The organism is Mesorhizobium sp. WSM4809 (assembly GCF_055811655.1).
The window spans coordinates 591,698-610,441 of record NZ_JBVVQW010000002.1; the positions used below are offsets into that span (position 1 = coordinate 591,698).

General features: G+C 63.7%; 22 protein-coding genes. 17 read left to right on the forward strand and 5 right to left on the reverse strand.

Features of this window, described 5'->3' with window-relative positions; all coding sequences use genetic code 11:
• Positions 1 to 3: 3 nt before the first annotated feature.
• Together AC0L24_RS07275 and AC0L24_RS07280 are read right to left on the reverse strand one after the other, a co-directional pair.
• Positions 4 to 540 carry a tripartite tricarboxylate transporter TctB family protein gene (locus AC0L24_RS07275; RefSeq protein ID WP_127397556.1) on the reverse strand — a complete coding sequence of 179 codons (537 nt, stop codon included), beginning with the start codon at positions 538 to 540 and terminating at the stop codon, positions 4 to 6.
• Between the two features lie 122 nt (positions 541 to 662).
• Complete coding sequence (locus AC0L24_RS07280) at positions 663 to 1,637, reverse strand: Bug family tripartite tricarboxylate transporter substrate binding protein (RefSeq protein ID WP_127397555.1); 975 nt, start codon at positions 1,635 to 1,637, stop codon at positions 663 to 665.
• A gap of 184 nt (positions 1,638 to 1,821) precedes the next feature.
• Here AC0L24_RS07280 and AC0L24_RS07285 point away from each other — a divergent pair, with 184 nt between their 5' ends.
• The gene (locus AC0L24_RS07285; RefSeq protein ID WP_127397554.1) at positions 1,822 to 2,592 is read left to right on the forward strand and encodes an IclR family transcriptional regulator; all 771 of its coding nucleotides are present in this window, start codon (positions 1,822 to 1,824) and stop codon (positions 2,590 to 2,592) included.
• 137 nt (positions 2,593 to 2,729) lie between these two features.
• Here the strand turns inward: AC0L24_RS07285 and AC0L24_RS07290 are convergent, their stop codons facing one another.
• Positions 2,730 to 3,263 (reverse strand): GNAT family N-acetyltransferase, encoded by a 534-nt coding sequence (locus AC0L24_RS07290; RefSeq protein ID WP_127379946.1) that lies wholly within the window; start codon positions 3,261 to 3,263, stop codon positions 2,730 to 2,732.
• 199 nt (positions 3,264 to 3,462) lie between these two features.
• On the opposite strand from AC0L24_RS07290, the gene AC0L24_RS07295 reads away from it, so the two are divergent.
• Entirely contained in the window at positions 3,463 to 3,918 is a 456-nt protein-coding gene (locus AC0L24_RS07295; protein WP_127809330.1) for a DUF2214 family protein, read from the forward strand.
• A gap of 30 nt (positions 3,919 to 3,948) precedes the next feature.
• Here the strand turns inward: AC0L24_RS07295 and AC0L24_RS07300 are convergent, their stop codons facing one another.
• Positions 3,949 to 4,851: a LysR family transcriptional regulator gene (locus tag AC0L24_RS07300; RefSeq protein WP_127809329.1), complete on the reverse strand. Its 903-nt coding sequence runs from the start codon at positions 4,849 to 4,851 to the stop codon at positions 3,949 to 3,951.
• A 170-nt stretch (positions 4,852 to 5,021) separates the two neighbouring features.
• On the opposite strand from AC0L24_RS07300, the gene AC0L24_RS07305 reads away from it, so the two are divergent.
• The 5 genes from AC0L24_RS07305 to AC0L24_RS07325 all read left to right on the forward strand — a co-directional run bounded on the left by AC0L24_RS07305 (position 5,022) and on the right by AC0L24_RS07325 (position 10,691).
• Positions 5,022 to 6,302 (forward strand): serine hydrolase domain-containing protein, encoded by a 1,281-nt coding sequence (locus tag AC0L24_RS07305; RefSeq protein WP_127809328.1) that lies wholly within the window; start codon positions 5,022 to 5,024, stop codon positions 6,300 to 6,302.
• A gap of 36 nt (positions 6,303 to 6,338) precedes the next feature.
• Entirely contained in the window at positions 6,339 to 7,220 is an 882-nt protein-coding gene (locus AC0L24_RS07310) for an NmrA family NAD(P)-binding protein (protein WP_127809327.1), read from the forward strand.
• Between the two features lie 424 nt (positions 7,221 to 7,644).
• On the forward strand, positions 7,645 to 8,622 hold the full coding sequence (locus AC0L24_RS07315) for a tripartite tricarboxylate transporter substrate-binding protein (RefSeq protein ID WP_127809326.1): 978 nt from the start codon (positions 7,645 to 7,647) through the stop codon (positions 8,620 to 8,622).
• Between the two features lie 76 nt (positions 8,623 to 8,698).
• Positions 8,699 to 9,172 carry a tripartite tricarboxylate transporter TctB family protein gene (locus tag AC0L24_RS07320; RefSeq protein WP_127271254.1) on the forward strand — a complete coding sequence of 158 codons (474 nt, stop codon included), beginning with the start codon at positions 8,699 to 8,701 and terminating at the stop codon, positions 9,170 to 9,172.
• Between the two features lie 10 nt (positions 9,173 to 9,182).
• Entirely contained in the window at positions 9,183 to 10,691 is a 1,509-nt protein-coding gene (locus AC0L24_RS07325; RefSeq protein WP_127397027.1) for a tripartite tricarboxylate transporter permease, read from the forward strand.
• Position 10,692: 1 nt separating this feature from the next.
• Here AC0L24_RS07325 and nth read toward each other — a convergent pair whose 3' ends face one another.
• Positions 10,693 to 11,517 carry an endonuclease III gene (nth, locus tag AC0L24_RS07330; protein WP_127397028.1) on the reverse strand — a complete coding sequence of 275 codons (825 nt, stop codon included), beginning with the start codon at positions 11,515 to 11,517 and terminating at the stop codon, positions 10,693 to 10,695.
• A 22-nt stretch (positions 11,518 to 11,539) separates the two neighbouring features.
• Here nth and AC0L24_RS07335 point away from each other — a divergent pair, with 22 nt between their 5' ends.
• The 10 genes from AC0L24_RS07335 to AC0L24_RS07380 all read left to right on the forward strand — a co-directional run bounded on the left by AC0L24_RS07335 (position 11,540) and on the right by AC0L24_RS07380 (position 18,741).
• Complete coding sequence (locus tag AC0L24_RS07335) at positions 11,540 to 12,034, forward strand: DUF2244 domain-containing protein (protein ID WP_127397029.1); 495 nt, start codon at positions 11,540 to 11,542, stop codon at positions 12,032 to 12,034.
• Positions 12,035 to 12,158: 124 nt separating this feature from the next.
• On the forward strand, positions 12,159 to 13,034 hold the full coding sequence (locus tag AC0L24_RS07340) for a methylated-DNA--[protein]-cysteine S-methyltransferase (protein ID WP_127809324.1): 876 nt from the start codon (positions 12,159 to 12,161) through the stop codon (positions 13,032 to 13,034).
• 221 nt (positions 13,035 to 13,255) lie between these two features.
• Positions 13,256 to 13,726 carry a hypothetical protein gene (locus AC0L24_RS07345; protein ID WP_127809323.1) on the forward strand — a complete coding sequence of 157 codons (471 nt, stop codon included), beginning with the start codon at positions 13,256 to 13,258 and terminating at the stop codon, positions 13,724 to 13,726.
• Between the two features lie 21 nt (positions 13,727 to 13,747).
• The gene (locus tag AC0L24_RS07350; RefSeq protein ID WP_127322477.1) at positions 13,748 to 14,140 is read left to right on the forward strand and encodes a hypothetical protein; all 393 of its coding nucleotides are present in this window, start codon (positions 13,748 to 13,750) and stop codon (positions 14,138 to 14,140) included.
• The gene (locus tag AC0L24_RS07355) at positions 14,107 to 14,619 is read left to right on the forward strand and encodes a hypothetical protein (RefSeq protein ID WP_127809322.1); all 513 of its coding nucleotides are present in this window, start codon (positions 14,107 to 14,109) and stop codon (positions 14,617 to 14,619) included. The genes AC0L24_RS07350 and AC0L24_RS07355 overlap by 34 nt, the downstream gene beginning before the upstream one ends.
• Positions 14,594 to 15,076, forward strand: coding sequence for a hypothetical protein (locus tag AC0L24_RS07360; protein WP_164873791.1), 483 nt, complete (start codon positions 14,594 to 14,596; stop codon positions 15,074 to 15,076). Before AC0L24_RS07355 ends, AC0L24_RS07360 begins: the two co-directional genes overlap by 26 nt.
• Positions 15,077 to 15,229: 153 nt before the next feature.
• Positions 15,230 to 16,135 carry a ribokinase gene (locus AC0L24_RS07365; RefSeq protein WP_127397828.1) on the forward strand — a complete coding sequence of 302 codons (906 nt, stop codon included), beginning with the start codon at positions 15,230 to 15,232 and terminating at the stop codon, positions 16,133 to 16,135.
• Position 16,136: 1 nt separating this feature from the next.
• Positions 16,137 to 17,588, forward strand: a complete 1,452-nt coding sequence (locus AC0L24_RS07370; RefSeq protein ID WP_127809320.1) for an amidase — start codon at positions 16,137 to 16,139, stop codon at positions 17,586 to 17,588.
• Between the two features lie 114 nt (positions 17,589 to 17,702).
• Entirely contained in the window at positions 17,703 to 18,317 is a 615-nt protein-coding gene (locus tag AC0L24_RS07375) for a LysE family translocator (protein WP_127379954.1), read from the forward strand.
• A 151-nt stretch (positions 18,318 to 18,468) separates the two neighbouring features.
• The gene (locus AC0L24_RS07380) at positions 18,469 to 18,741 is read left to right on the forward strand and encodes a hypothetical protein (protein ID WP_245481868.1); all 273 of its coding nucleotides are present in this window, start codon (positions 18,469 to 18,471) and stop codon (positions 18,739 to 18,741) included.
• The last annotated feature ends 3 nt before the right edge of the window (positions 18,742 to 18,744 follow it).

Below are 18,744 nucleotides of genomic sequence, written 5' to 3' on the forward strand. Positions count from 1 at the left end.
GCGTCAGCCCCTCAACATGGTGATGAACGCATCGATGACCGTGTTCAGCTGGTTCTCGATGAAACCGGCACCGATGTTGACGCCAAGCGCCCTGGCGAAGCCGAAATAGGCGGCCAGCGCCAGGATCAGGCCGAGCACTGCGTCACGCAGCGTGCGCTTGCTGCCGAAGCCGTAGCAGACCAGAACGAACATGATGACGGATGCCGCCGTGAAGCCGAGCGGCCGGATGAGCAGCAGATTGGCGATCAGGCCGATGACGACGAAGCCCATCGCCTTCCAGTCGGTCGGCGTCTCCTTTTCCTCCTCCGGCTGCCAGCCGCCGCGAAGCGCGGCAAGGATGAGCAACAGCGAAAGAACCACCAGGCCGAACATGGTGAGGTAGGGAAAGACGGTCGGGCCGACCTTGGAGTAGAGCGGCGACACCGGGATTGCCAGCGTCTGCCAGGCGACGGCGCCGGCGCAGGCCAGGAGCCCGATGCCTATCAACAATTCCGGCACGGCAAGGCGCAACGGCGCCGCCTGCTGGTCGCTGGTGCTCATCGGTATCCTCCCAAGATGGCCGGCATCCTCCAGCCGGCCGCATCCGCAGTTTCGCCGCATCATATGTCCATGCGGCAGGCGAGATGGGAAGGGGGCGGCACTCTAACCGCCCCCTGAAGACATCAGGCGAGGCCGAGATCCTTGAGGATCGCGGTGATGCGGGCCGTGTCCTCGGTGAGGAATTTTGCGTAGTCGTCGCCAGTCAAAAGGATGGGCGTCCAGTTGCGGTTTTTGCATTCGGTTGCCCATGCATCGCTCTTGGCCATGGTCTCGATCATTGTGACCATCGCCGCCTTGTCGGCGTCGGAAACGCCGGGCGGTGCGAAGACGCCGCGCCAGTTGAACAGTTCGACATCGATGCCGGCTTCCTTCAACGTCGGTGCGTCGATGCCGTCCTGACGCTTGTCAGCCGAGATGGCGAGCAGCCGCAGCGCGCCCGCCTTGACCTGCTCGGAGAACTCGCCAAAGCCGGAGATGCCGGCCGCGACCTGGTTGCCGAGCAGCGCCGACAACGCCTCACCGCCGCCGGCGAACGGCACGTAGGACAGGTTTGTCGCCGGCACGCCGACCGTCTTGGCAATCAAGCCGAACAAGATGTGATCCGAGCCGCCGGCGGAGCCGCCGGCGAGGGGAACCTTTGTCGGATCGGCCTTGAGCGCGGCGACGAAATCAGCGGCCGTCTTGAACGGTGACTCCGCCGGCACGACCAGGGCCTCGAACTCGCCGGTGAGGCGGGCAATCGGGGTGACTTGCGTCAGATTGTTCGCGGCCTTGTTGGCAATGATGGCGCCGACCATGACCATGCCGGCAACCATCAGGGAATTGCCTTTGCCGTTCCACTGGCTGATGAATTGCGGCAGCCCGACAGTCCCGCCGGCGCCGCCGACATTGGTGATCTGCGAACCCGAGATCAGCTTTTCACTGCGCAGCACCTGGTCGATCGTGCGCGCCGTCTGGTCCCAGCCGCCACCCGGTGCGGCAGGCACGAAGAGCTGTATCTGGGGCGCGCCTTCGGCGTAAGCGGGAGAAAGATGCGACGTCATCAGCCCGGCACCCACGGCTGCGGTGCTCATCAAAAATCTGCGTCTGTTCAGCATGGGGATTCCTCCAAATCACGACACCTCCTCCGGTGCCCGCCAAAACGCGCCTGCATCCAGACCCGTCATCGATTTCAAGCAGATGTTACGGAGTTCTGTCAACGGAAACGATATTCTACTGGACAGAACGATTTGGCGGCGCGACAGAGTCGCGTCGCTCGGCTTTCTTCAAACTGGAACCACCATGGACTCGCCAAGCAAATCGGCAGATGGGGAAATAGATCGCACCTCGGCGGACGGTGTTGCCGCGCTTGATCGAGCCATTGCCATCCTCGATGCCTTCACCACGGATGACCGGTCGCTCAGCCTGGCCGAAATCGCGGCGCGCACCGGCCTCTACAAGAGCACCATCCTGCGGCTTGCGAATTCCCTCATGCGCGGACGATTGCTCGAGCGCCTCGACAATGGGCGCTACCGCGTCGGACCCGCGACCTTTCGGCTCGGTGCGCTCTACCAGCGTTCGGTCGTGGCGGTCGATATCCTGCTGCCGATCATGCGCGATCTTTCCGAGCGAAGCTGGGAGAGCGTTGCCTTCTATGTTCGCTCGGGCGACGTCCGCACCTGTCTCTACCGCGTCGAATCCAAGCACCCGATCCGCTACACGATACGCGAAGGCGACGTATTGCCTTTGCTGCTCGGCTCCGGCGGCCGCGTGCTTGCAGCGTTTTCGGGCCAGCAGGGCGAACCGTACGAGACCATCCGCAAGACCTGCAACTGCCTCGCCGTGGGCGACCGCGACCCCGAGACGGGGGGCGTGTCGGCGCCGGTGTTCGGCCCGGGAGGCGTCCTGCTCGGCGCCTTGACCCTGGCTGGACCCAGCACGCGCGTCGACGCGGCATTTCTGCAGCGCATGAAGCGGCCGCTGCTCGAGGCGGCGGCCCGCGCCACCCGCGCCTTCGGCGAGGACGCCTCCATGCTCGAGCGGGCAAGCCTGGCAGCGGACGCCATGCCGTAGAACACGTTCTCGTTGGAAGCCCCGCTCAAGTCAGTTTGACCAGACCACAGCGGTTCTTGGCGCGGCCCGCCTCGTCATCATTGCTGGCGACAGGCGCCATCATGCCGGCGCCGGCAGCTGTCAGCCCGCGGCTCAGGTCACCGCGCCAGCAGGATGGTCGGAGTGTCGTGATAGGTGGTCTTCACCACTTCCCGGTAACCGCACTTCGCAGCCACCCTCAGCGACGCGCCGTTTTCCGGATCGATGATGCAGACGGTCTTCTCGCGCCCGAAAATCTCTTCGCTCCACGCCAGGATGCGGCCAACCACCTCGGTGGCGAAGCCCGCCCCGTGCACGGCCGGAACCAGCGCCCACCCGGCCTCGGGAATGCCTTCGATCGATGGTTCCATGTCGCGCTTCAGGTCGTGAAACCCGGCCTCGCCGATGAAGCGTCCGGTCGCCTTCTCCTCAATCGCCCAGAAGCCATAGCCGAGCAGCGACCACAGGCCGGCGTGACGCAGGAAGCGCATCCAGCTTTCTTCGCGCGTGCGCGGCTTGCCGCCGATGAAGCGGGTGACGACGGGATCGGTCCACATCGCGGCATAGGTGTCGAAATCATCCAGCCGGTGTGCCCGCAGGATGGTGCGCTTCGTTTCGATGACAGGGGCGCTGGTCGCTTGTGGATTGTTCATGGGATCTGCCTCGTACGGATCGCCAGCGCTTAGCAAATCGCCGGTGCGGCGCAAGGGGCCAGCGCAACACGGCCCATCATCCAGGCGCCGCTATGGGAATTTTGCGAGACGGTGTTATTTTTTCACGGCAGGCCGATTCAACGCCTGCCAGCGCGACCTTTCAGGCGCGCATTGCTGCCGTCAACCCCAGGGAAAGAGCATGGACACCACCGATCTTGTGCTTGCGATCTTCCATCATCTGCTGGTTTTTTCGCTGGCGGGGATCATCGGCGCCGAATTCGTCCTGATCCGCGGCGATCTGGGCGCTGCGACGCTCAAGAGGCTCGCCGGCATCGACCGCCATTACGGCATCATTGCCACGCTGATCATCGTCGTCGGCATCGGCCGCGTCTTCTATGGCCTCAAGGGCTGGGAATTCTACGTCTACAATTGGGTGTTCTGGGCCAAGATAGCGGCGTTCGTCATGGTCGGCCTGCTGTCGATCATCCCGACCGTCCGCTTCATATCCTGGAACAGGCAGGCGAGCGGCAATGCCTCGTTCCAGGTACCGGCGGCCGAGCTTGCGTCCGTGAAGACTTACATCCGCGCCGAAGCTTTCATCTTCCTGCTCATCCCGGTCTTCGCCGCGGCGATGGCGCGCGGCTACGGCTATTGAGGCCGAACTCTATTCGCAAGGTGGTCTCGATTATAAACTAGCGGCAATCTCCTGGATAAAATCCAGAAATGCTCTGACCTTAGCCGGCGGCAGATGGCGCGATGGGTGATAGGCGTAGAGCGGATAAAGTTCTTCCGACCACTCCCGCAGGATCGGCACGAGGTCTCCCCGTGCCAGGAACGGCGCAAGGCCGATGGCGAGGCTTTGGAAAATGCCTTGGCCCGCTACGCAGGCTGTGACCGCGACGGAAGGATCATCCAACACCAGGCGGCTTGAGATCTTGACCCTGACGATCTCCCCGCCCCGGAGAAACTCCCATGGAAAAGGAAGGCCGGTTTGAGGATCACGGAAGAGAAGCGCCTCGTGATGGACGAGGTCGTGCGGCGACTGTGGCTGGCCGTGCCGTTCGAGATAGGCCGGCGCCGCAACTGTCAGGATCGGGGTTTCCAGGAGCTTGCGTATGATGAGGGATGAGGCATCGGGCGGCCCGAAGCGTATCGCCACGTCCACGCCGGTCATCATCTCCTCGCGGTAGTTGCTGGTCGAGAAATCCAGCATCAGCAGCGGATAGCGGGCGAGGAACCGCTGCAGCCCGGCCGCGAGCACCATGCGTGCGAACCACGGGTCCACCGATACGCGCAGCCGGCCGCGTACGAGCGCCGCCGCGCCCGCGGCCTCGGCAGCCGCCTCATCCAGGCCTGCAAGAAGCGGCATCACTTGTGCGTGGAAGCGGCGTCCTTCCTCGGTGAGGGTGACTGCACGCGGATTGCGATCGAACAACCGCACGCCGACCCGCGCCTCCAGACGCGCGACGGCCCGGCTTACCCCTGAAGGCGTCAGGCCGAGCATCTCCGCGGCGCGAGCGAAATTCCCAGCCTCCGCAACCGCTGCCAGAACCCCGACGCCGGTCAGAAGCCGCGTGTCGAAAACCATTCGATTCCCCTTCGCCTCCGAGGCGAGCAATAGTGAATCTGAGTCACTGTAACATTGATTCTAATGCGCGTGAATCATGTCATGGCACGACTTACAAGTGACGTCCTGGCAACATTGCGGGCGAGCGGCCGGGAAAATCGGATTTCCCTCGATCCAGAAAGGAGTTGGTCATGAACCAGATCACACGCAGAACCATGCTTCAGCGCGGAGGAATGCTGGGGGCCATTCTGGCTCTCGATACGGTCAGCCCCGCCTTGGCCAAAAGAATGCCAGCCGGCTCGTCAGTGCAGTTCAAGGCGATCGACGCCGCCTTGCAGGCAGGCGTCTCAAACGACGACGTAGCCGGTGTCATCGCCGTCGCGGCGACGCGCAAAGGCATGGTCTACGAAGGTGCCTTCGGCAAGGCCAACGTCGCAACGGGCGCACCGATGACGCTCGACACGGTATTCTGGCTGCTGTCGATGACCAAGGCGTTCACGGCGACGGCCTGCATGCAGTTGGTCGAACGGGGCCGCCTGCATCTGGACGATGATGCGTCGAAGTACCTGCCGGAACTGGCCTCTCCACAAATCCTCGACGGCTTTGCCGAGGATGGAACGCCGCGACTGCGGCCGGCCAAGCGCGCGATCAAGGTTCGCCATCTGCTGACGCATACCTCCGGCTGCACCTACTCGATCTGGAGCGAGGCTCTGACCCGCTACGAGAAAGTGACGGGCATGCCCGACATCGCGACCTGTAGGACCGCCGCCTTCACCGCCCCACTCGAATTCGAGCCCGGCGAGCGATGGGAATATGGCATCAGCATGGACTGGGTCGGCAAGCTGGTCGAGGCGGTGTCTGATCAGTCGCTCGAAATCTACTTTCGCGAGAACATTTTCGCGCCGCTCGGCATGAAGGATTCAGGCTTCCTGATCGGGACCGAGCAGAAGCGGCGTGTCGCCAGCTTCCATAGCCGCCGCGCCGATGGCGGGCTGGAGCCGGCACCCTTCGAGATGCCGCAGCGGCCGGAGTTCTTCATGGGCGGCGGCGGCGCCTTCTCGACGCCGCGCGACTACATGGCCTTTCTGCAGGCGCTGCTGAACGGCGGCACGCTGCATGGCGAGCGAATCCTGCATCCGGAGACGGTCGCCATGATGATGCAGAACCAGATCGGCGAGCTGAACGTCCAGGAGATGCATTCGGCGCAGCCGTCCTATTCCCGCAGCTTCGACCAGTTCCCGGGACAGCCGCATAAATGGGGTCTGTCTTTCGACATCAACATGCAGGCAGGACCGAACGGGCGCTCCGCCGGCAGCATCTCCTGGGCAGGTCTGCTCAACTGCTACTTCTGGCTCGATCCGGTGAAGCATGTCACAGGCGCGCTCTTCACCCAGGTCCTGCCCTTCTACGACGAGCGGGTCGTCGCGCTCTACGGCGCGTTCGAGCGCGGCCTCTATGCCGGACTTGCCTGAACCCAGGCGATCGACATCAACATCTGGAGAACCATCATGTACGCAATCACCGGAATCACCGGCAAGGTCGGCGGCGCACTTGCGCGCAGCCTTCTCGCCGGGGGACTACCCGTCCGCGCCGTTCTGCGCGACAAGGCCAAGGCGGCGGAGTGGAGAACCCGGGGCTGTGACGTCGCCCTGGCCGAGATGGACGATGCGGCAAGCCTGACTTCAGCGTTTCGGGGTGCCACGGGCGTCTTCATCCTGCCGCCCTCCGAGTTCGACCCGGAGCCCGGCTTTCCCGAGGCCAGGCGCGTCATCGCGACCGTGGCGGCGGCTTTGGCCGAGGCGCGTCCCGGCAAGGTGGTCTGCTTGTCGACAATCGGCGCTGATGCTCCGCACGAGAACCTGCTGACCCAGCGCATGCTGATGGAACAGTCGCTGGGGGAGATCGGCCTTCCGATCACCTTCCTGAGGCCCGGCTGGTTCATGGAAAATGCGCTCTGGGACGTTCCCTCGGCGCGCGATGAAGGCGTGTTGCGCAGCTTCCTGCAGCCGGCTGACAGACCGTTCCCGATGGTTGCGACGCAAGATGTCGGGCGCCAGGCCGCCATGCTCCTCCGTGAGGACTGGAGCGGGACGCGGGTCGTCGAGCTGGAAGGGTCCGCACGCGTCTCACCCAACGATCTCGCCCGCGCCTTCGCCACGGTGCTGGAGCGCCCGGTCAGGGTCGAGACAGTGCTGCGTGAAAGCTGGGAGGAGATCTTCCGTTCCCAGGGCACGCAAAATCCGTCACCCCGGATCCGGATGCTTGACGGCTTCAACGAGGGCTGGATCGAGTTCAGCGACCACGGCCGATCAGCGGTGAAGGGCACCACGACACTTGAAAGCGTCATCGTCGAACTCGTCAGGGCGTGCCAAGGCAAGACAGCCGCCTGATGGGATCACGACTTACCGCATGGACTCCCGAACCAGCGGCGGCGCGAAGCGGCGGGGCGCGCGTGTAGCCCCGCCGCCACATCCGCGAAAGGACACCATCATGGAATCATCACCACACAGGGCGTTGTGATCCCACGCCTCGGCTTCGGTACGTTCCGCAGGCCAGGAGGCGACGCCCAGCCGATTGTCGAGAGGGCGATGGGATGCCGCATGAAATTGCAGGCGCATCTCGCGATCAATCGCCAGCTTTGTGAACCCAAACTCTGAGAACCTTTTGAGTGCGGATATCTGCGGATATCGGCAGTTTGCCGTTTGAGCCCGGTTGCTATTTGCTAGCTTGCCCTAGTTGTTGCTTCATGCGCAGCCGGTGTTGAGAGGAGTTCCGCGCAGCGGTTGGAGATTCATATCCCGGGAGGAGATCACGATGAGAAGATTTGTCGCCACTCTGGCTGCTGCCGCGGCCGTCGCGCTTTATGGGTTCACTGCCGGCGCGCAGACCTATCCTGAACGCACCATCACCGTTGTGGTGCCGTTTGCAGCCGGCGGCCCGACCGACACGGTCACGCGCCTCGTCGCGGAAGCGATGTCGAAGGATCTCGGCCAGCAGGTCATCGTCGAAAATGTCGGTGGCGCCGGCGGCACGCTGGGTGCCGGTCGCGTCGCCAACGCCGAGCCTGACGGCTATACGCTGCTGCTCCATCATATCGGCATGGCGACAAGTGCGACGCTGTACAGAAAGCTCGCCTACGACACGCTGAACGCCTTCGAATATGTCGGCCTCGTCACCGAGGTGCCGATGACCATCGTCGGCCGCAAGGACCTGGAGCCGACCGATCTCAAGGGGTTGGTGGAGTACGCCAAGGCCAACAAGGATTCCATTACCGTCGCCAATGCCGGCATCGGTGCGGCCTCGCATCTATGCGGCATGCTGTTCATGAGCGCCATCAAGACGCCGCTGGTCACCGTGCCCTACAAGGGCACCGGCCCGGCCATGACGGATCTGCTCGGCGGCCAGGTCGACATCATGTGCGACCAGACGACCAACACCACCAAGCAGATCCAGGGCGGCACCATCAAGGCCTATGCCGTCACCTCGCCGGAGCGCCTCGATGTGCTGAAGGACGTGCCGACGACGGTGGAAGCCGGCCTTCCCGATGTGCAGGTCGGCATCTGGCATGGCCTCTATGCACCCAAGGGCACGCCGGCCGGGATCACCGAACGCCTGTCGAAATCGCTGCAGGTCGCGCTGAAGGACCAGAACGTCGCGGCCCGCTTCGCCGAACTCGGCACCAAGCCGTCGCCCGAGGCCGATGCGACGCCCGCCGCACTGAAGGCCAAGCTGGAAAGCGAGATCGCGCGCTGGAAGCCGATCATCGAAGCCGCCGGCCAGTACGCCGACTGAGGTTTGAATAGGGGCGCCACCAGCGCCCCTATTCCGCTCGGCATCCGCTACCCACTGCGGGCTTGGGAGAACCATCATGAAACCTTTCGCGATCGACAGGGCCAACGGCCTGTGCGCCGCCCTGTTCATCGGTTTCGGCGCATGGTTCGCGCTGCAATCGCTCGGTCTCGAAATCGGCACCGCCTTGCGCATGGGGCCAGGCTATTTTCCGCTGGTCCTGGCGATCGTACTGATCCTGCTTGGCGCCGTCATTCTCGTCCAGGCCGTACGCGTCGAGGGCGAAGCGATCGGGCACATTGCGTGGCGCGGCATGCTGCTCATCCTGCCTGCTCCGATCTTCTTCGGCCTGACAGTGCGCGGCCTCGGATTCATCCCGTCGATCTTCCTGACGGCGCTGATCGCGTCGTTTGCCAGCCGCCGCATGAAGCCATTGACCGCGCTCGTGCTGTCGGCCGGCCTGACGTTGTTTGCCTTCCTCGTCTTCAGCTACGCGCTCGGCCTGCCGTTCCGCCGCTTCGGCCCGTGGCTGGCCCCAGGGTCGGCATCGTGAGGCGATGAGCATGGATCTCCTCGACAACCTCGCGCTCGGCTTTTCGACGGCGACGTCGTTGACCAACCTCGGTTTCTGCCTGATCGGCGTCCTTCTCGGCACGCTGATCGGCGTCCTGCCCGGCATCGGCGCCACCGCGACCATCGCCATGCTTCTGCCCATCACCTTCCAGATCGGCGACCCGGTCTCCTCCCTCATCATGCTCGCCGGCATCTATTACGGTGCGCAATATGGCGGCTCGACCACCGCCATTCTCATCAACATGCCGGGCGAATCCTCGTCCGCCGTGACCGCGATCGACGGCTACCAGATGGCCAGGAACGGCCGCGCCGGAGCGGCTCTCGCGATCGCGGCCATCGGCTCGTTCTTTGCCGGCACGGTGTCGACGTTCCTCGTCGCCATCTTTGCCCCGCCGCTGACGGCGATCGCGCTGAAATTCGGCGCGGCCGAGTATTTTTCGCTGATGATCGTCGGCTTGGTTTCGTCCGTCGCGCTCGCCCACGGCTCTATCGTCAAGGCGCTGGCCATGGTCGTGCTCGGCCTGCTGCTCGGCATTGTCGGCACCGACATCTACACCGGCACGCCGCGCTTCACGCTTGGAATCCGGGAATATGCCGACGGCTTGAATTTCGTTGCGGTGGCGGTCGGCGTCTTTGGCGTCGCCGAGATCCTGCGCAACCTCGAAAACGAGGATGAGCGCTCCGTGATGATCCGCAAGGTCACGGGCCTTATGCCGACCCGCGAGGACTTTCGGCGCATGGCAGCGCCCATCGTGCGCGGAACGATCATCGGTTCGGCGCTCGGCATCCTGCCGGGAGGCGGCGCGATCCTGGCAGCTTTTGCGTCCTACACGGTCGAAAAACGCGTCTCGAAAAACCCGCAGGAGTTCGGCAAGGGCGCCATCGAAGGCGTCGCCGGACCGGAATCGGCCAACAATGCCGGTGCGCAGACCTCCTTCATCCCGATGCTGACGCTCGGCATTCCAGCCAACCCGGTCATGGCGCTGATGATCGGCGCCATGATCATCCAGGGCATCGTGCCCGGCCCCAATGTCGCTACCGAACAGCCGGCGCTGTTCTGGGGTATAATCGCCTCGATGTGGATCGGCAATCTGATGCTGATCGTCCTCAACCTGCCGCTGATCGGGCTTTGGGTGAAGCTGCTGACGATCCCCTATTACGTGCTTTTCCCGATCATCATGGCGTTCTGCTCGATCGGCGTCTACAGCGTCAACAGCAACGTCTACGACCTCTATGCCGTCGCCTTCTTCGGCTTCCTCGGCTATCTCCTGACCAAGCTGCGCTGCGAACCGGCGCCGCTGCTGCTCGGCTTCGTGCTCGGCCCGCTGCTCGAGGAAAACCTGCGCCGCGCCATGATCCTCTCGCGCGGCGACCCGAGCACCTTCGTGACCAGACCGATCAGCGCCGGCCTGCTGCTCATCGCGCTCGCCGTGCTCGTCATCGTCTTCCTGCCGGCGGTCAAGAAAAAGCGCGAAGAGGTGTTTGTGGAGGAGAGTTGAATTACGCCGTCGCTCCGCTTCGGTCCTGAATCTCTTCGACAGGGTCGAGCGGTGCGATCGGCACCAGCGGTGCCGGCACATCGGTCGTCTTGACCTCGGCCTTGCAGATGTCGGCGATGACGCAGGCCGGGCAATCCGGCTTGCGCGCCTTGCAGACGTAGCGGCCATGCAGGATCAGCCAGTGATGTGCATGGCGCATATATTCGTCCGGAATGATCTTCAACAATCCTTGCTCGACCTGTTCCGGCGTCTTGCCGGGCGCCAGCCCGAGCCGGTTGCCGATGCGGAAAATATGCGTGTCGACAGCCATCGTGTGCTGGCCGAAGGCCATGTTGAGCACGACATTGGCAGTCTTGCGCCCGACCCCGGGCAGCTTGACCAATTCATCGCGACTGTCGGGTACCTCGCCGCCATGGTCGCGGATCAGCGCCTGCGACAGAGCAATCACATTCTTCGCCTTGTTGCGCCACAGCCCGATGGTGCGGATATATTCGCCGACCCTTGCCTCCCCCAGCGGCAGCATCTTGTGAGGCGTATCGGCGGCCTTGAACAGCGCCCGCGTCGCCTTGTTGACGCCGGCATCCGTCGCTTGCGCCGACAGCACCACCGCCACCAGCAGCGTGAAGGCGTTGACATGTTCGAGTTCGCCCTTCGGCTCGGGCCTCTGGACGGAAAAGCGCCGGAATATCTCGTGCACTTCGGCCGGGCTGTAGCGCGAGGTGCGCCGCACCGGCCGCGGGCGTGGCTTGGCGTTCGACCCATCGCGCCGTGCGGGCAACAGCTCTTTTTTGGACATGGAAGAATCTTTGGACTTGGGGCTCGCCATTTCCCTCCTATAATATCCCGCCATGAGCGACACAAACGCCTCGTTTCAGGCCGACGAGCCATTCTTTCAGGCGCTACTGACCCCGCACCGGTCGCTGGGCCGGACAGGCTTCTTCATCCTGATGGGCGCGCTGCTGTTCGGCTGGCTGGTGACAGGCGCGTTTTTCCTGTCGCGCGGCGCCTGGCCGGTGTTCGGCTTCTTCGGCCTCGACGTGGTCGCCGTCTACATCGCCTTTCGCATCAACTATCGTGCCGCTCGCGCACGCGAGGAAGTCTCGGTCTCGCGCACCAGCCTCGACATCCGCAAGACCGCCCCCTCGGGGAAATCGGAAGCGCATCGCTTCAATCCGTTCTGGGCGCGGTTTTCGGTGGCCCGTCACGCCGAGATCGGCATCACAGGGATGACGGTGGAAGGCCAAGGGCAGAACGTGCCGATCGGATCGTTCCTGGACCCCGATTCCCGCGAGAGCTTTGCCACCGCCTTTTCGCGGGCGCTGGCGACCGCCAAGGCACGCTGAGCCTGCCACGAGCGGTTCCTGGGCTCGAATTCCGTGTCCATCTGGGTATGCGCCGCAGGAAGGCAAGTTTCGGGTGGCGATCGACGCCCCGAGGGGCGATATTCCGGCTCAAGGAGACAGTTCCATGAGCACACACACCGCGGTCCTCAAAAAGGATATCACGCCTGAAGGCAGCGACTACGAGATCGTGCGCCGTGCCATCGAGAAGATCAGTCTCGACTATCGTGACCAGCCTTCCCTTGAAGAGCTGGCCGAGGAGGTCGGCGAGACGCCGACCGGCTTGCAAAAACTCTTCACCCGCTGGGCCGGCCTGTCGCCCAAAGCCTTCCTGCAGGCGGTGACGCTGGACCATGCGCGCAGGTTGCTCGATTCCGGCATGCCGCTGCTCGAGACCTCGTTCGAACTGGGCATGTCCGGCCCGGGCAGGCTGCATGACCTGTTCGTCACGCATGAGGCGATGTCGCCGGGCGACTACAAGACACGCGGCGCCGGGCTCGCCATCCGCTACGGCTTCCATTCCTCGCCGTTCGGCACCGCCCTGATCATGGCCACCGAGCGCGGGCTTGCAGGCCTGGCCTTCAGCGACCCCGGCGAGGAACGCGCCGCCTTCGCCGACATGTCCAGCCGCTGGCCGAACGCCGTCTACGTCGAGGACATGACTGCTACCGGTCCCTATGCCGCCCGTATCTTCGACCCAACGTTGTGGCGCCCCGACCAGCCGCTGCATGTCGTCATGATCGGCACCGACTTCCAGGTTCGCGTCTGGGAGGCGCTGCTCAAGATCCCGATGGGTAAGGCCCGCACCTATTCCTCGATCGCGGCCAGCATCGGCGCACCGTCCGCCAGCCGTGCGGTCGGTGCGGCCAACGGCGCCAATCCGCTCTCTTTCGTGGTGCCTTGTCACCGCGCCATCGGTAAATCAGGCGACCTCACCGGCTATCACTGGGGCCTGACCCGCAAGCGCGCCATTCTGGGCTGGGAAGCCGGGCAGGTATCGTAATATCGATTTTTCTCGAAATTCTGAAGAAAAACATAGGTATATCGGCGTTATTAAGTATAAGCGCAATTTCCACTGTGGTTTCCGCCTTTGCAACCGAGAGCAACCTCCGGTTCCTGTAATTGTTATTTTAAGCCGTTATTTTAGGTAACTCTAAATTAACCACGATAAAGTGATGATGCCCTCATATTAATCCGGACGATCCGGCTTGATAGGAGGTCCCGATGACATTGTTTCGCGCCGCCTGCGGCGCAGCTCTGCTGGTTGCCAGCATCGACGAGGCCGCGTTGGCCGCGACGCAGAATGTCATCTTCAATGGCACGATCGCGCCCACCTGCACGCTTGTCGTTGCCACCAACGGCACGATGACGGCCAGCCCCGATCTCCAGTCCCTCAGTTCCCACAACAGCGGCGGCTCGGCTGGGACCGTGACGCTGACGACGACCGGAGGTGTGTCGCTCAGCGTCGATCCGGTCACCACCATGACGGTGCCATCGGCAGACAGCACGTCGACGACCTGGACGCCGACCTACTCCGCCACCGGCGCGCATGCCATCGTCGAGACCGGCTCGGCAACCAGCATCACCACACCCGGCGCCGATCTCGTCTCGGTTCACCTCGCCGGAATCAAAGGCGGCAGCAATCGCTTCGCCAACGGCAATTATCAGGCAACGGTAACGCTGCGCTGCGAATGACGCGCAGCGAAGGAGGGGTCGTTGAAACATGTTCGAATCCTGGCGACGGCACTGGCCATCGGATTGGCGCCCATTGCCGTCAAGGCACAATCGATGTCGCCGATGCGTGGCGAGATCAACAGCTTCACCGACGTCTTCGCGGTCCGCATCTTCCCTGCCAATCCCTACGACAGGAAGATCCGGGTCGAAATCCACGTCTACGATCAGGATTTTCAGCCGGTAGATGCCAGAATCTCTCCAAATGTCTTCCAGCTGGCTTCCCAGGCTTCCCGTTCTGTCCTTGTGGTCGTGCCCTTTGATGGCGCCGGCGAGCGTAAAGTGCGTATCTGTACCGAAAGCATTCCCTTTCCCAATCAACAAACGCAGATAAGGGCACAGATATGCGGAAAGTTCTTCGGGCGCCGCAAGTCCTGACACTGGCGCTCGCGGCTGCTTGGGCGGGTGCCTCGCCGGCCGGGGCCGAGGACGTCTATAACCTCAACCAGAATGAGAGCGGCTTCAACCTGCCCGGTGTCACCTTGCCTCAGGGCCAGGACGAGGTCCGTGCCGCGGACGGCACCACATGCCGTTCCGCCGTCTCCGGCTCCGGGGCCTATGTCGATCTCGGCGTTATCAGAGGCAACAGCCAGTCCGACAATGATGTCGCCACTTACGGCCGGGTGGTGATCCCGATCGGGCGTACGCCGAAGCGCGTCGATTGCAGCCGCCTCTACGAGCTTGAGGTCGAGCGCCTGCATCTGGAACTGAAACTTCTCAAAATGGGCCTCGGCGCCGACGGCCAGACGGCCAGCGTAGCCGCCACCGCTCCCGCAGCCGCATCACCGGGGTGGGCCAACGAAGGCTGGAGCATCAGGACCGGAAATGGCGATGGCAAGAAAAAGAAGAAGCAGTAGCCGCGCGCTGTTTGCGATGGCTGCACTTGCCGGTTCCTGCCTTCCGGTGCAGGCAGCGATCATCGGCACCTGCACCATCATGGTCGGGGCGTCCGGAACGATGAAGGCCAATCCCGCCATCAACATACTGGGCTCTAAACAGGCAGGCGGATCGAGCGCCAGCGCCACCGTGGTGGCAAGTTCCCTGTTGTGCTCGATACTTAACTTGCTTGACTGCTATTCGGTTTCGGCGCCGGCGCCTGCCGCATTCTCCTCCGCACCGAGCGGCGGCGGCACCAACGTGATCTTCGCTTCAGTCTTCCGCCTCGATGGCTCGGGGGTCGATGTCAACGGAAGTGTGCCGCAGAGGGTTGCCAACGGCACCCACGCGATGCAGGTCGACCTCACCGCCACCAAGTCGAGCGGTATCTTTCCCGCCGGCAATTATCAGGGCACGGTCACCGTGCGCTGCGAATAAGGCCACGACACCTCAAATCGGACTGGACCATGCGCGTGGTCTGGCAAGCCGCGGCCTTACGGGTTAGCTTCCACGCAATCGGAACGATCTGCGTTCGCCCGGATGCACGAAGACGCTCCGACATTTTGAAGTTGCGTTGCCAGGAGGCCCTGCTTGATTATCGTCATCGGCTCGATCAACCTCGACCTTATCGCCAAGGTCGACCGCTTGCCGAGCCCCGGCGAGACGGTGGGCGGCTCGGCCTTCACCACCGCGCCCGGGGGCAAGGGCGCCAACCAGGCGCTGGCCGCCGCACGCGCCGGCGCCTCGGTGCGCATGGTTGGCGCCGTCGGCAGGGACAGCTTCGCCGCCGAGGCACTGGCATTGCTACGCGACGGCAAGGTCGACCTGTCCGGCGTTGCCGAGACTCACGCCTCGACCGGCACGGCACTGATCATGGTCGCCGACGACGGCGAAAACATCATCGCCGTGGTGCCGGGCGCCAACGCTTCCGTGGTCCCCGGCGATCTCTCCAAGGCCTTTCTGAAAAAAGGCGACGTCGTGCTGCTGCAAAATGAGATTCCGCTGGCCACCGTCGATGCCGCCCTCGACCAGGCAAGGGCGGCCGGCGCCATCACCGTGCTCAACACGGCGCCTTTCCAGGGGCAGGCAGCCGGCTTTCTCGAAAAGGCGGACTATATCGTCGCCAACGAAACCGAGTTCGACCTCTATGGCGAAGCGCTGTCGCTGCAAGGCCGCGACCGGGCGGCCCGCATGCGCGACTTTGCCGGAAAGACCGGCCGCATCGTCGTCGTCACGCTCGGCGGCGACGGCGTGATGGCGGCGACACCGACCGAGTTCCTGGCCGTTGCTGCGCGCAAGATAACGCCTGTCGACACGGTCGGCGCCGGCGACACCTTCTGCGGCTATTTCGCCGCCAGCCTGTCGTCGGGCCTCGCGCTCGAACAGGCGCTGGCGCGCGCCGGCGCGGCCGGTTCGCTGGCCTGCCTGAAGCCTGGCGCCCAACCGGCGATCCCGCTCGCCAAAGACGTCGATCAGGCGCTGCAGGAAACCCATTAAAATGCTGCGTCCTCAAACGAAACATGCCGTGCCGCCGGCAGGCGACATCTGCCGCCTGTCCGCGGTCGAACTCGCCGGCGCGATCCGGGAGAGAGAGCTTTCCGTGCGCGAGGTGGTGGCGGCATTCCTCGATCGCATCGAGGCGGTCAATCCGCAGGTCAACGCCATCGTCTCCTTGCGCGATCGCGCCGATATCCTGCGCGAAGCCGATGCGGCCGATGCCAGCCTGTCGCGAGCCAAAGCTGCGGGTCCGCTCTTCGGCCTGCCCATCGCCATCAAGGATCTCGCCTCGACGACGGGCCTCCGGACCTCCTTCGGCTCGCCGATCTTCGCCGATTTCGTGCCGCAGGAAGACGATTTCTTCGTCGAGCGCATCCGCAATGCCGGCGCCATCATCATCGGAAAGACCAACGTCCCCGAATTCGGGCTCGGCTCCAACACCTACAACGCCGTGTTCGGGCCGACGCTGAACGCGTTCGATCCGGCCCTGACCGCCGGCGGCTCGAGCGGCGGCGCGGCGGTGGCGCTGGCGCTCGACATGGTGCCCGTCGCCGATGGCAGCGACTTCGGCGGCTCGCTGCGCAACCCGGCCGCCTGGAACAATGTTTTTGGCTTCCGCCCGTCGCAAGGACTTGTTCCCGGCGGACCGGATTTAGAGATCTTTCATGCGCAGATGGGCGTCGACGGGCCGATGGGCCGCAACGTCCGTGACATGGCACTGCTGCTCGATGTGCAGGCCGGTTACCACCCGCACGCGCCATTGTCCTACGAGAAACCCGGCTCGTTCCTCGAAGGGCTTGGAATACCGGCAACTGCTGGCCGCATCGCCTGGCTCGGTGACCTCGGCGGTCATCTGCCGGTTGAAACAGGCATTCTCGGTCTGTGCGAGGCGGCACTCGGCCGCTTTGCGGAAGCATCCTTCGCGACTGAACCGTTGCTGCCGGATTTCGATTTCGAAGCGCTGTGGCAGGCCTTCGTGACGCTGCGCCAGGCCAGCAGCGGCTGTGCGCTCAAGACCCACTATGACGATCCCGCGAAGCGCCGCCTGCTCAAGCCGGAAGCCATCTGGGAAGTGGAGAACGCAATGCGGCTGACGGCGCCACAGATCCGCGCCGCCTCCGTGACCCGGACATCCTGGCATCGCACGCTGCTGTCGATCTTCGATCGCTATGATCTGATTGCGCTGCCGACCGCGCAGGTCTTCCCCTTCGATGTCGATACGCATTGGCCGCGTGAGGTCGCCGGACGCGCAATGGACAGCTATCACCGCTGGATGCAGGTTTCCGCCTTCGCGACCTTGGGCGGCTGCCCGGCGGCCAACGTGCCGGTCGGCTTCGACGATAGGGGCCGACCGATGGGCATGCAACTGATCGGCCGGCCGCGCGGCGACCTCGCCGTGCTGAAGGCGGCGGCGGCCTATGAGGCAACGCTGCCTTGGCAGACCGGCGCCTGAACCGGGCGGACTGGCGTGTCGCAGGGCGCTAGTTAGCGGCTTGCACCGGCTGCGCTGCTATGCATTGATTGTCCTCAAGCCGCGCCGCATCGGCGGCATTCCTGGGGAAAAGTCATGTCGCTGGAACTCTACGCCGCCTATGTCCTCGCTTGCATCGTCATTATCCTGGTGCCGGGCCCAACGGTCACGCTGATCATCGCCAACAGCATCCGCCATGGCTCCCGCGCCGGTCTCGCCAATGTCGCCGGCACGCAGGCAGGGCTTGCCGTGATGATCGCCATCGTCGGCATCGGCCTCAACACACTGATCTCGGGCATGGGCCACTGGTTCGAGTGGGTGCGGCTGATCGGCGCCGCCTATCTGATCTGGATGGGTGTGCAGATGTTCCGTTCCAAGGGCACGCTGAACGCCGATGGAACGGCCAGGAAACCGCGCGGCGGCTTCTTCCTGCAGGGCCTGCTGGTGGCGCTCAGCAACCCCAAGACGTTGATCTTCTTCGGCGCCTTCTTTCCGCAGTTCATTTCGCCGCAAGGCAACTACTCGCTGCAGATCGCCATCATGGGCCTGACCGCCATGATCTTCGCCGCCTTCTCGGATTCGACCTATGCGCTGGCCGCCGGCCGCGCCGGGCGCCTGCTGTCGGCCGGCCGCATCAAGCTTTTGTCGAGGATCAGCGGCAGCTTCATGGTCGGCGGCGGCCTGTGGCTGGCGTTTTCTAAGGCGAAGTAACAGCTCGCCGAGAGCCGGGACGAAAAGAGTTGCAGCGCCTTGGAATGGCAACAGATTGAAAGTGTGCTCTCTCACCACCACATGAATATGTGTTGAGGGACTCATGTCTGTCTTTTGGACTTGGAATGGTTTGAAGAGGAACGCGCCTGGCGTGATACTCTTTATCGGTGCGTTTGCGATTATGATCATGTCGGCGGCAAATAAATGGGCCAACGACGCCAGCCCGATCCGATCGGTCGACACATTCGACGCAAACGTCGAAAGTGTCCAGTTGGACCATGGCCGCGGCATATATCTGGTTTCTATCGAGAACGGTTCGTCTGTCCTTATCGATGACGATCGCCCGCATCTGATCGGCTCGCGCACAAGCATTGAACGCGTCACGCGCGACAATGGCTTCGTCTTCTACCGATTCGTGAATTGAACC

Excerpts from the sequence above, each read along its gene's own strand:
- AC0L24_RS07375 (WP_127379954.1), top strand. The coding sequence starts at position 17,703 with ATGTCGCTGGAACTCTACGCCGCCTATGTCCTCGCTTGCATCGTCATT.
- AC0L24_RS07285 (WP_127397554.1), top strand. The coding sequence starts at position 1,822 with ATGGACTCGCCAAGCAAATCGGCAGATGGGGAAATAGATCGCACCTCG.
- AC0L24_RS07290 (WP_127379946.1), bottom strand. The coding sequence starts at position 3,263 with ATGAACAATCCACAAGCGACCAGCGCCCCTGTCATCGAAACGAAGCGC.
- AC0L24_RS07320 (WP_127271254.1), top strand. The coding sequence starts at position 8,699 with ATGAAACCTTTCGCGATCGACAGGGCCAACGGCCTGTGCGCCGCCCTG.
- AC0L24_RS07315 (WP_127809326.1), top strand. The coding sequence starts at position 7,645 with ATGAGAAGATTTGTCGCCACTCTGGCTGCTGCCGCGGCCGTCGCGCTT.
- nth (WP_127397028.1), bottom strand. The coding sequence starts at position 11,517 with ATGGCGAGCCCCAAGTCCAAAGATTCTTCCATGTCCAAAAAAGAGCTG.
- AC0L24_RS07340 (WP_127809324.1), top strand. The coding sequence starts at position 12,159 with ATGAGCACACACACCGCGGTCCTCAAAAAGGATATCACGCCTGAAGGC.
- AC0L24_RS07295 (WP_127809330.1), top strand. The coding sequence starts at position 3,463 with ATGGACACCACCGATCTTGTGCTTGCGATCTTCCATCATCTGCTGGTT.
- AC0L24_RS07280 (WP_127397555.1), bottom strand. The coding sequence starts at position 1,637 with ATGCTGAACAGACGCAGATTTTTGATGAGCACCGCAGCCGTGGGTGCC.
- AC0L24_RS07370 (WP_127809320.1), top strand. The coding sequence starts at position 16,137 with ATGCTGCGTCCTCAAACGAAACATGCCGTGCCGCCGGCAGGCGACATC.
- AC0L24_RS07335 (WP_127397029.1), top strand. The coding sequence starts at position 11,540 with ATGAGCGACACAAACGCCTCGTTTCAGGCCGACGAGCCATTCTTTCAG.
- AC0L24_RS07360 (WP_164873791.1), top strand. The coding sequence starts at position 14,594 with ATGGCAAGAAAAAGAAGAAGCAGTAGCCGCGCGCTGTTTGCGATGGCT.
- AC0L24_RS07305 (WP_127809328.1), top strand. The coding sequence starts at position 5,022 with ATGAACCAGATCACACGCAGAACCATGCTTCAGCGCGGAGGAATGCTG.
- AC0L24_RS07300 (WP_127809329.1), bottom strand. The coding sequence starts at position 4,851 with ATGGTTTTCGACACGCGGCTTCTGACCGGCGTCGGGGTTCTGGCAGCG.
- AC0L24_RS07355 (WP_127809322.1), top strand. The coding sequence starts at position 14,107 with ATGCGGAAAGTTCTTCGGGCGCCGCAAGTCCTGACACTGGCGCTCGCG.
- AC0L24_RS07345 (WP_127809323.1), top strand. The coding sequence starts at position 13,256 with ATGACATTGTTTCGCGCCGCCTGCGGCGCAGCTCTGCTGGTTGCCAGC.
- AC0L24_RS07275 (WP_127397556.1), bottom strand. The coding sequence starts at position 540 with ATGAGCACCAGCGACCAGCAGGCGGCGCCGTTGCGCCTTGCCGTGCCG.
- AC0L24_RS07325 (WP_127397027.1), top strand. The coding sequence starts at position 9,183 with ATGGATCTCCTCGACAACCTCGCGCTCGGCTTTTCGACGGCGACGTCG.
- AC0L24_RS07310 (WP_127809327.1), top strand. The coding sequence starts at position 6,339 with ATGTACGCAATCACCGGAATCACCGGCAAGGTCGGCGGCGCACTTGCG.